The following is a 13,683-nucleotide window of genomic DNA, read 5'->3' on the forward strand; positions in this document are numbered from 1 at the left end:
TGGTGCCCGGACCGGCCTGGACCGCCGCGAGGGACCTAGAGGTTGCCCCGACGCTCCTGCTCACGCTCGATCGCCTCGAACAGGGCCTTGAAGTTGCCCTTGCCGAAGCCGAGCGACCCGTGCCGCTCGATCAGCTCGTAGAACACGGTCGGTCGGTCGCCGATCGGCTTGGTGAAGATCTGCAGGAGGTACCCGTCCTCGTCCCGGTCGACCAGGATGCGGTGCTCCTTGAGCACCTCGATCGGCACGCGCACCTCGCCGATGCGCGCCCGCAGCTCCGGGTCGTCGTAGTACGAGTCGGGCGTCTCCAGGAACTCCACGCCCGCCGCCCGCATCGCGGTCAACGTGGCCACGATGTCGTTGGTCGCCAGCGCGATGTGCTGCACGCCGGCACCGGAGTAGAACTCCAGGTACTCGTCGATCTGCGACTTCCGCTTCGCCACCGCCGGCTCGTTCAACGGGAACTTCACCCGGTGGTTGCCGTTGGAGACGACCTTGCTCATCAGCGCCGAGTAGTCGGTGGCGATGTCGTCGCCGATGAACTCCGCCATGTTCACGAAGCCCATCACCCGGTTGTAGAACTCGACCCAGTGGTCCATCCTGCCGAGCTCGACGTTGCCCACGCAGTGGTCGACCGCCTGGAACAACCGCTTCGGCGCGCCGGCGGGCCGCACGACCGTGCTCTCCCGCGCCTCGTACCCCGGCAGGTACGGCCCGCGGTAGCGCGACCGGTCGACCAGGGTGTGGCGGGTCTCGCCGTAGGTGGCGATGGCGGCGAGCCGCACGGTGCCGTGCTCGTCGGTGAGGTCGTGGGGCTCTTCGAGCACGGTCGCGCCCTGGGCACGCGCGTGCTCGACGCACCTGTCGACGTCGGCGACCTCCAGCGCGAGGTCCACCACGCCGTCACCGTGCTGGCGGTGGTGGTCGAGCAGCGGGCTGTCCGGCCGCACGCCGCCGTTGATCACGAACCGCGCAGAGCCGGACTTGAGCACGAAGGACTTGTGGTCCCGCTGCCCGGTCTCCGGCCCGGAGTACGCGACGAGCTGCATCCCGAAGGCGACCTGGTAGAACCACGCGGTCTGGGTCGCGTTGCCGACCACGAAGACCACGGCGTCCATCGAGCGGACGGGGAACGGGTCGCGCGTCCCGTCGTAGTCGACCAGACCCACGAGTTGGCGGAGCTGGTCGTAGCTCACGTCGTCAAGCTGCTGCGTCATACCTCACAGCATGTGGAATGCTGGTCAGGGTGCGCAACAGTCCTGGATTGAGCTGGTCAGCTTGTACAGTGGTTCATGCCTTCCGACCCGCAAATTGAACACTCTGACCAGGCCGTCGACGCGCTGGACGCACGGCTGTTGCTGCTGCTCACCGACGAGCCCAGGCTGGGCGTGCTGGAGTGCTCACGGCGCCTCGGCGTGGCCCGCGGCACGGTGCAGGCCAGGCTGGACCGGCTGGTGGCGCGCGGCGTGCTGACCGGCTTCCCGCCCGCGCTCGACCTGGCCGCGATGGGCTACGGGCTGACCGCGTTCGCCGTGCTGGAGATCGCCCAGGGGCGGCGGCACGAGGTGTCGCAGGGCCTGGCCGCGATCAACGAGGTGTGCGAGGTGCACGCGACGACCGGGCCGGGTGACCTGTTCGCGCGGGTCGTGGCCCGGTCCAACGCCGACCTGCAACGCGTGATCGACTCGATCGTGGACGTGCCGGGCGTGCAGCGGCTGTCGACCTCGATCGCGCTCTCGACCCCGGTCCCGCCCCGCGTGCGCCCCCTGCTGGAACGCGTCACGTGAGCGCCTTGGAGAAACACGTGCCGCGACAGCAGAAGGGCGGCCACCCCGCGTGGTGGCCGCCCTCCCGGTGTCTTGGGGGTCAGCCGGCGTACGGCACGGCCTTGATCAGCGTGACTTTCATCGTGCTGCCGTTGGGCAGTTCGTACTCACGCGCCTCGCCCTCCTTCGCGCCGAGCAACGCCTTGCCCAGCGGCGACGAGGGCGAGTAGACCTCGAGGGCACCGTGCGCACCCTCCTCACGGGTGGCGAGCAGGAACTCCTCGGTCTCGTCGTCCCCGTCGTAACGCACAGTGAGCACCATGCCGGGCGCCGCGACGCCCGTCACCGTGGGCGCCTCGCCGACCTTGGCGACCCTCAGCAGCTCCTGCAGCTGGCGGATGCGGGCTTCCTGCTTGCCCTGCTCCTCGCGGGCCGCGTGGTACCCGCCGTTCTCGCGGAGGTCACCCTCTTCGCGACGCGCGTTGATCTCCGCAGCAATGACCGGGCGATTCTCGATCATCTCGTCCAGCTCCCCCTTGAGCCGGTCGTAGGCCTCCTGGGTCAGCCAGGTCACCTCAGTGTCGCTCACGGTCACCAACTCCTCGTCTTGCTCCCGCCCACGGCGTGGGCTGGCAGTTCCCGGGCGCACCAGCCCGGAACGGAAAAACACGGCCCGCGTCGGGGCCGTGCTGAAAGGCCAGAGTAACACGCACAGAACGTTCGGCGACGGCGTTTTGTTCCCGGATCGGCCACTAAACCCGCAGATCACCCGCTTGGCCGCTACCTCGTGGACAGGTACGCCGGAACCTGGTAGGAGCACCCGAAGACCTCACCGGTGACCGGGGGTTTGGACGTCTTCAGCACGGTCGTGGCGCGGACGGTGTCGGCTCCCGGGTCGACCATGACCTCCCGCCGGCCTGTCTCGTCGCCGTCCTGGGAACGCGCCCGCACGATGCACACGACGGGCTTCTCGGGTGTCTGCCTGACCACTTCGAACGTGATTTCGACCGTGCTGTCGTCCAGCACCTCGAACGCGGTCTGCTTCGCCTCGACGGGCATGGTGCCGAGGTTGCGGTAGCCGACCCACGCGACGACCGCACCCACCAGCACCGCGATCACGGGCAGTGACCAGCGCGCCCACCTGGGCAGGGGCCTGCGGGGAGTGCCGTAACGCCCCTCGGGCAGTGCCACTGTCCAACGCCTCCCTGCCCGTGGGGAACAATGTCCCTCGACCACCGCGTTGAGTGTCTCAGGGACTGGACCGGACCGGTTCGGCAGGGGCGAGAGGGAGCATCCACCGTCATGGTTGACAAGCTGCGCCTGATGGCGGTGCACGCGCACCCCGACGACGAGTCGAGCAAGGGCGCCGCCACGATGGCCCGCTACGTGGCCGAGGGCCACGAGGTCATGGTCGTGACCTGCACGGGCGGTGAGGCGGGCAGCATCCTCAACCCGGCCATGGACCGCCCCGACGTGCTGGAGAACATCGCCGAGATCCGTCGGCAGGAGATGGCGCGCGCCGCCGGGATCCTGGGCGTCCAGCACCGCTGGCTCGGTTTCGTGGACTCGGGCCTGCCCGAGGGAGACCCGCTGCCGCCGCTGCCCGAGGGCTGCTTCGCGCTCGTGCCGCTGGAAGTGTCCACGCCGCCGCTGGTCCAGGTGATCCGCGAGTTCCGGCCGCACGTGATCGTCACCTACGACGAGAACGGCGGCTACCCGCACCCCGACCACATCCGCTGCCACGAGGTGTCGGTGGCCGCGTTCGACGCGGCGGGCGACCCGGAGCGCTACCCCGAGCTGGGCGAGCCGTGGCAGCCGCTGAAGCTGTACTACTCGCACGGCTTCTCGCGCGCCAAGCTGCTGGCGTTCCACGAGGCCATGATCGCGGAGGGCCTGGAGTCGCCGTACGCCGAGTGGCTGGCGGGCTGGCCCACCGACCGCCCGGACGTCATCGAGCGGGTCACCACCCGCGTCGAGTGCGCCGACTACTTCCCGGTGCGCGACGAGGCCCTCAAGGCCCACGCCACCCAGATCGACCCCGAGAGCCGCTGGTTCGCCGTGCCGAGTGAGATGCAGCGCAAGGTGTGGCCGACCGAGGAGTACGAACTGGCACGGTCGCTGGTCGACAGCACCGTGCCCGAGGACGACCTGTTCGCGGGCGTCCAGGAGAGGGTGACCGCGTGACCTCGTTCGACCCGATCCCGTGGGAGCAGACCACGGCGATCGTCCTGGCCCAGCAGCCGCCGTCCACCGACAAGGACCCGGGCGGCCAGCAGGAGGACTTCGGCAAGTCCTCCCCGTTGGGCCTGCTGATCCTGGTGCTGTTCTTCATCGCCGTGTTCTTCCTGGTCAAGTCGATGAACAAGCACCTGAAGAAGCTGCCCGCCTCGTTCGACCAGCCCGAGGCCGAGGCCAAGCCTGAGGCGAAGGCCGGGAACGGCAACGGCGGCGCGAAGAAGGACGACTAGCTAGCCGAAGCCGAGCTTGAGCACCCCGGACCGGCACCACACGACGAGCGTGCCGTCCGGGTGCCAGATCAGGTCGGTCACCGGCGTGTCCAGCTCGATCGCCGCCACGACGCGCGCCCGGCCACCGGGTGGGCAGGACCACACCCCCAGCCCTCCGCTGTCGTCGCCGAGCGCCACGAACGCCCGATCGCCGCGCAACGTCGTCGCCGCCTTGGTGTCCGCGCGGGCGACTCCCGCCCAGGGCGGCGCCCACAGCGTCAAGTCGTGCGCGGTCCACGTGTACAGCGCGATCCGGGATGTGACGGGGATCCAGGCGGGGTCGAGGGCGGCGAAGTCGACGAACTCCGCCAACGGGACGAGTTCGCGTGGCTCGCCGCGGTCGGGCAGCGCGAACAGCCGAAGCGCGGGCCCGTCGCTGCGACGCGGGCGCGGTCGTGGGCGGTGTCGCCGCGCGAACCGCCGCCACGCCGTCGCGCTCAGCGGTGGCAGCCCGGGCTCCGCCAGCACGGTGTCCCGGCCATCCAGCCAGGGGGTCAGCGCCGCCGCGACCCGTCCGTCGTCGGTCGTGAAGAGCACCACCGAGGGGAGTCTCGCCATCACCGGCAGCGGAGGTCGGCGCGCGTCCGGCTCGGGCGGGTCGTACTCCACCTCCCACAGGTGGACGCGGGCGTCGGCATCCACCGCGAGGACCACCGGCCGTCCCTCCGGTCCGAGCCCGGTCGCGATCTTGCCGACGCCGATCTCGTCGTTGCGCCAGGCCGGGCCGCCACGGCTCAGCCCGTCGCCCAGCGACCACACCGAGATGACGCCGAACTCGCCCCGGATCGCCACGATCACCCGTCCGTCCGCCAACCGCGCCTCGGCGAACTCGGCGGCGAACAGCCCCGGGACCACCGATTCGCGGGTCGGGCCGCGGTCGCCGACGCCGTAGCAGGTGAGGTCCGATCCCTCCGGGCACAGGAGCAGCAGGCGTCCATCGGGCCGGGTGACGAACCGCAGCGGGTACGGTTCCCACGCGAGTTCGAGCGGCTCTCCGACCGGTGTCAGGCGGTCGTCCGCCACCCGGTACAGCCGCAGCGCGTTGTCGCCGCGCAGCGCCACGAGCACCACGCCGTCCTGGACACCCATCGCGACGAGCCCGGCCAACGCGTTGCGGACGACGACCCGGTCCAGGACGACGGGGTCGTCCGCGGTCCAGTCGACCAGGAGCACCGCCTCCCGCTCGGCGACGACCGCGAGCAGCCTGTCACCGGAGCGCACCCCGGCCAGGTCCCTCGCGTGCACGTCCTCCAGCGCGCCGGACATCCGCAGGCCACCGGTGAACGACCACTTGCACACCTGGCCCCCGAAGGAGGCCGTCAGCCCGACCTCCGTCCCGTCTTCGAGCACCACGTGAACGGGTGCGCCGCGCGACCTGCCGAGGTACACGGACATGTCCGACACCGGGACCAGTCGGTGATCGCGGAACCGGTAGAGCACGGCCCGCTCGGGGTAGAGGGCGAACGCGGCCGGCTCACCGGAAGCGTCCAGCCACAGCACGACGTCATCGGCGCCGGGCAGTCGGGCGAGCACCTGCTGCGAGCCCTGGTCCTCCCACGCGAGCACTTCGGCCCGCCACGGCAGCTCGAACCGCTCCGCGAGCCGGTCGGCGAAGCGCGAGTACCCCAGCTGCCGGGCCGTCAACGCGAGGCGTGCCGCGCGCTCGCTCGAGTAGAAGCCGGCGAGGTGGTGGCTGGTCTTGCGGTAGACGCGCGCGTGCACCCGGGCCTGCTCGGACGTCACGCGTGCCAGGTGCGGCACGAGCCGTTCCGGCGGTGCGACGACGAGGAAACCCACGTCGTCGACCAGTTCGTCCAGCCTGCCCGCCGCGGCGGCGTGCTGGGCGAGGTGCGTCCGCACGTACTCGGGCGCGTCCTCCCAATCGCCCACCTGACCCCGCAGCGTCTCGTAGACCGCGGGTTCCACGCCCGGCCGTTCGGCGCGGAACGTGTCGTCCAACGCCTGGTGGAACAGCCGGTACGACCCACCCGCCTGCTCGACCAGGTAGCTCGCCGCCGACGTCAGCACGGCACGCAGGTCCCGGGGCGTGTAGGCGGCGGCACCCAGCGCGTTGGCCAGCGCCAACCACAGCGGACCTTCGGGCAGGCCGTCACCCTCGGCGTAGGCCAGCGGCAACAGCAGGTCACGCACGACCTGCGGCTCGTCGAACCGCACGGTCAGGTAGTCGTCCACGGCCGCGCCGACGCTGGTCGGCAGCCGGTCCGAGTCGGTCAGGCACGCCAGCTGCGCGATCAGGAAGTTGCCGCCCGCGTGCGCCGCGATCGCCGCCGCCCGCACCGGGTCGCCGACCCGCCGTCGCGCGTAGGCGACCACGTCCCGGTGGTCGAGGTAGGCCTCGGAGTCGAGGTCGAGCACCACCGGGTTGCCGAGCCTGGCCAGCAACGCGTGCGACGCCGACCCCCGTGCACCCACGCGCGTGCCCACGACGACGTGCCGTCCTGGGTGCGCGGCCAGCCGGTTGAGCAGGGTGGCGATGGCCATCGGCGCGGCGCCCGCGGCTTCGTCCAGCGCGTCGACCACGACCGACACCGGGCCGCAGCGCTGGAGCAGCTCGGTCGGGTCGGCGGCCTCCACCTCGGCCGCGTCGGCGATCGCGCGGACCACGTCGGCCACCGTCCGGCCACGGGCGTGCACGGCGACGGTGACGCTGCCGACCGGCGGCAGCGCGACGTCGGGCGGCAGGCCGTCCGGCGGCACGAGGGGCAGGCCCGTGCGGTCGGCCAGCACGACGGTCCTGGCGAGCACGGCGCTCTTGCCGCTGCCCGGCGCGCCGACCACCGCCCGCACCCGGCCGTCCGCGGGTCCGCCCAGGTAGAACGCCAACTCGGTCAGCGCCCGCCGCCTGCCGACGAAGTGCCAGACGTCGGTCGGCTCGTGCGGTTCGACGCCGCGCGCCCGCGGCAGCCAGTGCGTGTCGAAGGCGTCGTCCAGGTCGACCCGCCAGCCGGTGAACGCCGCGGCGGGCGGCCACCGCCGGGTGATCTCCTCGACCGGGATCAGGTTGCCGCCGCCCACGGCCGCGTGCGCCGTCACGACGATGCCCACCACGGCCCGCAGCACGTCGTCCCACACCGGCGCGCCGGAGAAGCCGCGGTCGACGCGGTGGCCGGACGTGTGCTCCAGCTGCACCCAGCCCGGACCGACCCGGCCGCCCAGCCGCCCGCGCGACTCGGTGTGGTGACCGCCCGCGAACCCCTGCACCACGTACGGGTGATCGCTCAACGCGGACGGCGCGCGCAGCGGCGCGCACACGGCGGCGACGGGTGCCGCGAGCCGCAGCACGGCCAGGTCACCGTCGTCGTCGCGGAGCTCGACCGACGCGGCGACCGTCACCCCGGCGTGGACCAGCGTCACGTCCACCTCGTCGTGCGGCACGACGTGCGAGCAGGTGAGCACCACGTCCGGTGCGACGAGCACGCCCGCACCGAGGTCACCCACCCGGGCTAACCAGGGCGGGCGTTCCCGGTAGCTCGCGCGCACCCCGCCGACCTTACTGCTCGTACCAGGTGCGGCGGGCCGGGACGGAGACCAGTTCGCGTTCGGGGTAGCGCAGCGCGGTGAGCCTGCCGCCGAACACGCAGCCGGTGTCCAGGCACAGGGTTCCGTTCACCCACTCCGGTTCCTCGACCGGTGTGTGTCCATAAAGGACCATCGCGGCACCGCGGTAGTCGCAGGCCCACGGGTAGCGGACGGGGAAGCCGCGCGCGTCGTACTCGCCCGTGCGGACGCCCCACAGCGCCAGCGACCGCATCCGGGCCGACTCGCGCCCGTGGTACCGCTCGGGCAGCCCGGCGTGGGCGATGACGAGCTTGCCGCCGTCCAGCACGTAGTGCGGCACCAGGGAGTCGCAGAACGCCAGCACCTCGGCCCGGAACTCCGCCGTCTCACCGGCCAGTTGGTCCAACGACCGCTCCAACCCGTGGTTGACCTGCACTTCGTGCCCCTGCAACGCCCGGACCAGTTTCTCCTCGTGGTTCCCGCGCACGCACACGGCGTTGCCCGCCGCCACCATCGGCATCACCAGCCGCAGCACGCCCGGCGTGTCCGGGCCGCGGTCGACCAGGTCGCCCAGGAACGCCACCTTGCGCCCCTCCGGGTGCACGCCCTCGGCGGAGTAGCCCAACTCCCGCAGCAGGTGGACGAGTTCGACGCGGCACCCGTGCACGTCGCCGACCACGTCGAACGGCCCGGTCTCGTGGCGCAGGTCGTGCGGCAGCGGCTCGGACGGCTCGGACGGCTCGGCGGGAGGCTCCATGCGCCCAGTCTGATCGACACGTCCGGCGGTTGTCCGGGAATTACTGTGGAGCCATGACGAACCGGCTCGCGTCCTCGACCAGCCCGTACCTCCTCCAGCACGCGGACAACCCGGTGCACTGGTGGCCGTGGTCGCCGGAGGCGTTCGAGGAGGCGCGCGAGCGGAACGTGCCGGTGCTGCTGTCGGTCGGGTACGCGGCGTGCCACTGGTGCCACGTGATGGCGCACGAGTCGTTCGAGGACGAGGCCACCGCGGCGTTCATGAACGAGCACTTCGTGAACGTGAAGGTGGACCGCGAGGAGCGGCCGGACGTGGACGCGGTCTACATGGCGGTCACGCAGGCGCTCAGCGGGCACGGCGGCTGGCCCATGACGTGCTTCCTCACCCCGGACGGCGAGCCGTTCTACGCGGGCACGTACTACCCGCCGCGGCCGCACCCCGGCCTGCCGTCGTTCCGGCAGGTGCTGGAGGCCATCGACCACGCGTGGCGCGAACAGGGCGACGAGGTGCGCGAGTCGGCCGCCGGGATCGTGGCGCAGCTGGCGTTCAAGCCGCTGCCGCAGTCCACAGTGGACGGCGACGTGCTGTCCGGCGCGGTGGTGTCGCTGCTCGGCCACTTCGACCGGGCCAACGCCGGTTTCGGTGGCGCGCCGAAGTTCCCGCCGTCGATGGTGCTGGAGTTCCTGCTGCGCCACCACGAGCGGACCGGGTCGGTGGAGGCGCTGTCGATGGCGCGGGCCACGTGCGACGCGATGGCGAACGGCGGGCTGTACGACCAGCTGGCGGGCGGGTTCGCGCGGTACGGCGTGGACGCGGCGTGGGTGGTGCCGCACTTCGAGAAGATGTTGTACGACAACGCTTTGCTGCTGCGCGCGTACACGCACCTGAGCCGCCGTGACGACAACCCCCGGTACCGCCAGGTGGTCCGGGAGACGGCCGGGTTCCTGATCCGCGACCTCGGCACGGCGGAAGGAGGGTTCGCCGCGTCGCTGGACGCGGACACCCTGGGCGTCGAGGGCGCGACGTACGTGTGGACGCCCGCGCAGTTGGTCGAGGTGCTCGGGTTGGCGACCGGAGCGCGCGCTGCGGCGCTGTACGGCGTGACGGACGAGGGCACGTTCGAGCACGGCACGTCGACGTTGCGGATGCTCGGCGAACCGGACCCGGAGATCGCCGCCAGGCTGCTGGAGGCCCGTGACCGCCGACCGCAGCCGGGGCGTGACGACAAGGTCGTGACGGCGTGGAACGGCCTGGCGATCGTGGCCCTGGCCGAGGCGGGCGCGGTGTTCGGCGAGCCGCGGTGGGTGGAGGCGGCCGTGCGGGCGGCGTCGCTGGTGCTGGACGTGCACCTGGTCGACGGGCGGCTGCTGCGCACGTCCCGCAACGGTGTGGCGGGCACGGCGGTGGGGGTGCTGGAGGACTACGGCTGCTTCGCCGAAGGGCTGCTCGCGCTGCACCAGGCGACCGGTGACGTCCGGTGGTTCACCACCGCCTGCGGGCTGCTGGACACCGCGCTGGCCCGGTTCGCGGGCGAGGAGCCCGGCGTCTACTACGACACGGCCGACGACGCCGAGGCGTTGGTGCAGCGGCCGTCCGACCCATCGGACAACGCGAGCCCGTCCGGGGCGTCGTCGCTGGCCTCGGCGCTGGTGACGGCGTCCGTGCTGGGCGGACCGTCGACCTACCGCGAAGCCGCCGAGGCCGCCGTCGACCGGGCCGGGCTGCTGGCCGCGCGCGAGCCCCGGTTCGCCGGGCACTGGTTGAGCGTGGCCGAGGCGTTGGCGCTCGGTCCCGTGCAGGTCGCCGTGGTCGGTGACGCGCCGGACCTGGTGCGTGCCGCGTGGACCGGCGTGCACGGCGGTGGCGTGGTGGTGGCGGGCGACCCGGGCTCCGCCCCGCTGCTGACCGACCGGCCGCTGGTGGACGGCGGTGCGGCGGCTTACGTGTGCCACGGCTACGTGTGCGACCGGCCGGTGACGTCCGTGGCCGACCTGACCGCTGCCCTGGCTGTCCACCGGTAGCGAACCCTCCCGCTCCCGATGCTTTACCGGCGTAACGTCGGCACCGTCGTAATCATGTAATCAAGGTGGTGCGAGATGCGACGTGGATGGGGAGGCCGGGGCGGCTGGCAGCAGGCCGAGCAGCCACCGGCGGACGACGCGGCGGCCTGGTTCAGCGGCAGGTTGCCGGACGGCTGGTTCACCGAGGCACCGGTGGTGACGGTGGACCGTGAGGAAATCCTGGTCGTGGGCACGCTGCCCGCGCTGGAGGGCGAGTTCACCGACGACGCCGAACGCGCGGCGGCCGAGTCGGGCCGCATCAGCCGGTTCCGCGAGCAGACCAGGGACGAGCGGATCGAAATCGCCCGCCAAGCCGAACACCGCTACCGGCGCAAGGTCGCCTGGGGCGCGCGGCTCGGCGGGACGGAGGAACTGTTCACCACGCTGTCGGTGCCCGTGATGACGCGGCTGCGGCAGCCCGAGCGAATGGTGCTGGACACCCTGGTCGCCGCGGGTGTGGCGAGGTCACGGTCGGAGGCCCTGGCCTGGGCCGTACGCCTCGTCGGCGAGCACGCGGACACGTGGCTGACCGAGTTGCGCGCGGCCATGACCCGCGTGGACGACCTGCGCGCCCAGGGCCCTGATCTGACGTGACACCACCCTCGTTCCCCGGCTGTCCCCGGGGAACGAGGATCATCCTCAACCGCTGGTCAGGAGTAGATCGCGAACCAGATGGCGATGATTTGATCGCTGAGACGGGCGGTTGTGCGTAACAAAGATCGATGGGCCGCTGAGCAGCGTGGATGATGTTCACTAGTCCTCGTTGCTTCTCACAGTCACTGGACGTCTCACGGCCTGTGCACGGCCTAGCTCGGCGGTGCACGGAACCTGTGACAGCTCACAAGATCAAGCACGCAGACTAGGCTGGCCCTGTGACCTCGGATGCCCTCAAGTCATGGACGACGGTCCGCAAGTCGCGGATCGAACAGTTGGTGACCGCTCACCGTGCAGTAGGAGGCACCGCGCCGGGGCGACGATGGCGGACCGAGCAACTGAATTGGTCGATGGTAATGCGAATCGCGGGCGAGTTTCAAGGTTACTGTCGCGATTTGCATGATCTCGCGGTGGAGAAGTTCGTTATTTCGGTCGGTGTGGATAATATTCCGCTCCAAGATCTCTTACGTATTCAACTTACGGGCGGGCGACTCCTTGATAAAGGCAACGCGGGACCCACGCAGATATCGAAGGACTTCTCCCGGCTTGGTATGCGGTTGTGGCCTGCGGTATACGCTGAGGTGGGTGAAAGTAAGGGGTTGATTTGGAATCAAAGCCTCGAAAAGCTCATTGAGGCCCGAAATGGTATCGCTCATGCCGACGATGAAAAGTTGGCTAGATTGAAGGCTCAGGGCTACCCGATCAACCTATCCCAGGTGCGTCGATGGGTGAGTCATCTTGACGGCTTGGCGGAAACTTTGGATGATCTCGCGGCAGATTACCTCAATCAGTTTTTGGGATGCGGGCGGCCATGGTGAACGATAAGCATGAGAATTGGAGTCCGCAGGTTGGCGATGCCGTTGTTGTCGCCTGGGGATTGGATGAGGTGGAAGGTGAAATAGAGAATATCTATCAGTTGGGAGGTGCAACTAGGGTTCTCGTGGCTGTGAGTCTGCCGGATGGCGGCCGAGAAACTGTAGTTCTACCGGTGGATTCGGTTCGTCCAGTCGCCGAACAGCCGCAGAAAGATCCTGGCTATTGGCGAAGCGAGGCTACTTTCCTGAGAATTCTTGCGGACAAGTTTGCCAATATTGGCCGGGACCTTCTCGATATCCAACTTAGGCCGAGACTTGCCGAGGACCGCGAAGCTGACATCATACTAAGTGTCCGTAATGGTCCTCCGCTCATTGTCGAGGTGAAAGCACTACGTCGGGGGGAGGAGAAGACTGCGATGAACGCGATTCATCAACTTCGGCGGTACATGGAAACCGCAGGGTCTGGCAGTAGAGGGCTTCTCGTATTCCTTGGTTACGGCGTGGAAGAAAATGTTGCGCGCACGCTCGAAGAATACCGAGATCCGCGTATCTCTATTGTCGTCCGTCGGGGTCCGCAGGATGATCGAAACGTGATAGAGGCGGCAATCGGTATAATCGCGAATGCCGCTGAGGAATCCTTCGTTGACAGAGATGTTGTTCCAGGTGAGCAGGGTGGGTGGGACGTACTAGTGCCCGGTGTGGAGGGCGCAAGCTTTCATGCAGCAACGCAGCGTGAGGCAGTGCAGTATGCACGCGAGGTGGCGGCAAAAGGTGGTGGTGAAGTAAGGGTGCACACCTCTGGTGGTAAAGTTCGTCGCATTAGGTCGTCTAACTGATGCGGGGGCGCAATGCGTATAGCGCGTTGGCCGTCGATGCGGAGCATTGAGGGCCGTCGATCGCCGTGCTCACGTTGTCAAGCAGATGACCGCGCGATCGTCCCCACTCTGGCAGCTGGAAGCGGCTTGGTGGGGCTCGCGTCTGGGTGTCGCGCCGTCTTCCTGGCCACGTGCACCGACTCCGCGCGCGGCCGACGGGCGGAGCGGAGCGGGAGCCCGGCGTGCCGCGATGCGGGGAGTCGGTGCAAACGTGCGTTGGGACTGGCAGCGCGTCGCCGCAGGCGGCGCGTCTTGATCCCATACAGCGGAATTCGGCAGTGCTACGGCAGGAGGTTCACGCCGTCGTGAGCGCGAGTGTGTAGCTCGGTCTCGAAGGCGTCGGTTACTCGCACTGCGTACGCCGGCGACATTGCTTCGCGGACTTCGTCCAGAGTCATCCAGCGGACCTCGCTCGCCTCTGTGGTAGCGCGTTCGGGTTCGTCCCGTGGAGTGCAGCGGTAAACCAGGGCGACGATGCCGCGCTGCATGTTCTTGTAGACGCCGGTCAGGCGCTCGACCTGCACCGAGATGCCGGTCTCCTCCAGCACCTCGCGCCTGACGCCTTCCTCGAAGGTCTCGGTCATCTCCAAGACTCCGCCGGGTGGCTCCCAGTGGCCGTTGTCCCTGCGTCGGATGACGAGTACCTGGTCGGAATCGTTGACCACGATTCCGGCGACGCTGACCGAATGACGCGGCGTGTCGGCCATTCTCCTGCTTCCGTGACTGAGTG

12 protein-coding genes and 1 pseudogene are annotated in these 13,683 nt (G+C 69.7%); 7 read left to right on the forward strand and 6 right to left on the reverse strand.

The features are described from left to right. Positions 1 to 35: 35 nt before the first annotated feature. Positions 36 to 1,217, reverse strand: coding sequence for a 4-hydroxyphenylpyruvate dioxygenase (gene hppD, locus B0I31_RS22490; protein ID WP_106617334.1), 1,182 nt, complete (start codon positions 1,215 to 1,217; stop codon positions 36 to 38). 75 nt (positions 1,218 to 1,292) lie between these two features. Between hppD and B0I31_RS22495 the strand changes: the two genes are divergently transcribed. Continuing rightward, a complete protein-coding gene (locus B0I31_RS22495; protein WP_106617335.1) occupies positions 1,293 to 1,787 on the forward strand; it encodes an Lrp/AsnC family transcriptional regulator in 495 nt (164 codons plus the stop codon). Positions 1,788 to 1,866: 79 nt separating this feature from the next. On the opposite strand, the gene greA is transcribed toward B0I31_RS22495, so the two are convergent. Together greA and B0I31_RS22505 are read right to left on the reverse strand one after the other, a co-directional pair. Then, positions 1,867 to 2,361 (reverse strand): transcription elongation factor GreA, encoded by a 495-nt coding sequence (gene greA, locus B0I31_RS22500; RefSeq protein WP_106617336.1) that lies wholly within the window; start codon positions 2,359 to 2,361, stop codon positions 1,867 to 1,869. Between the two features lie 185 nt (positions 2,362 to 2,546). Further along, the gene (locus B0I31_RS22505; protein ID WP_106617337.1) at positions 2,547 to 2,957 is read right to left on the reverse strand and encodes a DUF4307 domain-containing protein; all 411 of its coding nucleotides are present in this window, start codon (positions 2,955 to 2,957) and stop codon (positions 2,547 to 2,549) included. A 111-nt stretch (positions 2,958 to 3,068) separates the two neighbouring features. Here B0I31_RS22505 and mca point away from each other — a divergent pair, with 111 nt between their 5' ends. Together mca and B0I31_RS22515 are read left to right on the forward strand one after the other, a co-directional pair. Further along, the gene (mca, locus tag B0I31_RS22510; protein ID WP_106617338.1) at positions 3,069 to 3,950 is read left to right on the forward strand and encodes a mycothiol conjugate amidase Mca; all 882 of its coding nucleotides are present in this window, start codon (positions 3,069 to 3,071) and stop codon (positions 3,948 to 3,950) included. Continuing rightward, positions 3,947 to 4,234: a hypothetical protein gene (locus B0I31_RS22515; RefSeq protein WP_342751492.1), complete on the forward strand. Its 288-nt coding sequence runs from the start codon at positions 3,947 to 3,949 to the stop codon at positions 4,232 to 4,234. The genes mca and B0I31_RS22515 overlap by 4 nt, the downstream gene beginning before the upstream one ends. On the opposite strand, the gene B0I31_RS22520 is transcribed toward B0I31_RS22515, so the two are convergent. After that, positions 4,235 to 7,774, reverse strand: a complete 3,540-nt coding sequence (locus tag B0I31_RS22520) for a serine protease (protein ID WP_106617339.1) — start codon at positions 7,772 to 7,774, stop codon at positions 4,235 to 4,237. Beyond that, positions 7,744 to 8,516 (reverse strand): annotated as a pseudogene (locus B0I31_RS22525) (metallophosphoesterase); the annotation flags it as partial. The gene B0I31_RS22520 and the pseudogene B0I31_RS22525, both read right to left, overlap by 31 nt. A gap of 86 nt (positions 8,517 to 8,602) precedes the next feature. On the opposite strand from B0I31_RS22525, the gene B0I31_RS22530 reads away from it, so the two are divergent. From B0I31_RS22530 to B0I31_RS22540, 4 genes are all read left to right on the forward strand, one after another. Next, positions 8,603 to 10,570 (forward strand): thioredoxin domain-containing protein, encoded by a 1,968-nt coding sequence (locus tag B0I31_RS22530; protein ID WP_106617341.1) that lies wholly within the window; start codon positions 8,603 to 8,605, stop codon positions 10,568 to 10,570. Positions 10,571 to 10,645: 75 nt separating this feature from the next. Next, complete coding sequence (locus B0I31_RS22535) at positions 10,646 to 11,203, forward strand: hypothetical protein (RefSeq protein ID WP_106617342.1); 558 nt, start codon at positions 10,646 to 10,648, stop codon at positions 11,201 to 11,203. Positions 11,204 to 11,481: 278 nt separating this feature from the next. Continuing rightward, the gene (locus B0I31_RS40070; RefSeq protein WP_146173908.1) at positions 11,482 to 12,081 is read left to right on the forward strand and encodes a hypothetical protein; all 600 of its coding nucleotides are present in this window, start codon (positions 11,482 to 11,484) and stop codon (positions 12,079 to 12,081) included. After that, positions 12,075 to 12,914 carry a DUF2188 domain-containing protein gene (locus tag B0I31_RS22540; RefSeq protein WP_181320283.1) on the forward strand — a complete coding sequence of 280 codons (840 nt, stop codon included), beginning with the start codon at positions 12,075 to 12,077 and terminating at the stop codon, positions 12,912 to 12,914. Before B0I31_RS40070 ends, B0I31_RS22540 begins: the two co-directional genes overlap by 7 nt. Before the next feature lie 320 nt (positions 12,915 to 13,234). On the opposite strand, the gene B0I31_RS22545 is transcribed toward B0I31_RS22540, so the two are convergent. After that, positions 13,235 to 13,660 (reverse strand): NUDIX hydrolase, encoded by a 426-nt coding sequence (locus B0I31_RS22545; RefSeq protein ID WP_106617344.1) that lies wholly within the window; start codon positions 13,658 to 13,660, stop codon positions 13,235 to 13,237. Between the last annotated feature and the right edge of the window lie 23 nt (positions 13,661 to 13,683).

This window comes from Saccharothrix carnea (assembly GCF_003014735.1).
Taxonomy (GTDB): domain Bacteria; phylum Actinomycetota; class Actinomycetes; order Mycobacteriales; family Pseudonocardiaceae; genus Actinosynnema; species Actinosynnema carneum.

Bases quoted from the DNA above. Each gene is read 5' to 3' on its own strand.
- hppD (WP_106617334.1), bottom strand. From the start codon at position 1,217: ATGACGCAGCAGCTTGACGACGTGAGCTACGACCAGCTCCGCCAACTC.
- B0I31_RS22495 (WP_106617335.1), top strand. From the start codon at position 1,293: ATGCCTTCCGACCCGCAAATTGAACACTCTGACCAGGCCGTCGACGCG.
- mca (WP_106617338.1), top strand. From the start codon at position 3,069: ATGGTTGACAAGCTGCGCCTGATGGCGGTGCACGCGCACCCCGACGAC.
- B0I31_RS22530 (WP_106617341.1), top strand. From the start codon at position 8,603: ATGACGAACCGGCTCGCGTCCTCGACCAGCCCGTACCTCCTCCAGCAC.
- B0I31_RS22535 (WP_106617342.1), top strand. From the start codon at position 10,646: ATGCGACGTGGATGGGGAGGCCGGGGCGGCTGGCAGCAGGCCGAGCAG.
- B0I31_RS22540 (WP_181320283.1), top strand. From the start codon at position 12,075: ATGGTGAACGATAAGCATGAGAATTGGAGTCCGCAGGTTGGCGATGCC.
- B0I31_RS22545 (WP_106617344.1), bottom strand. From the start codon at position 13,660: ATGGCCGACACGCCGCGTCATTCGGTCAGCGTCGCCGGAATCGTGGTC.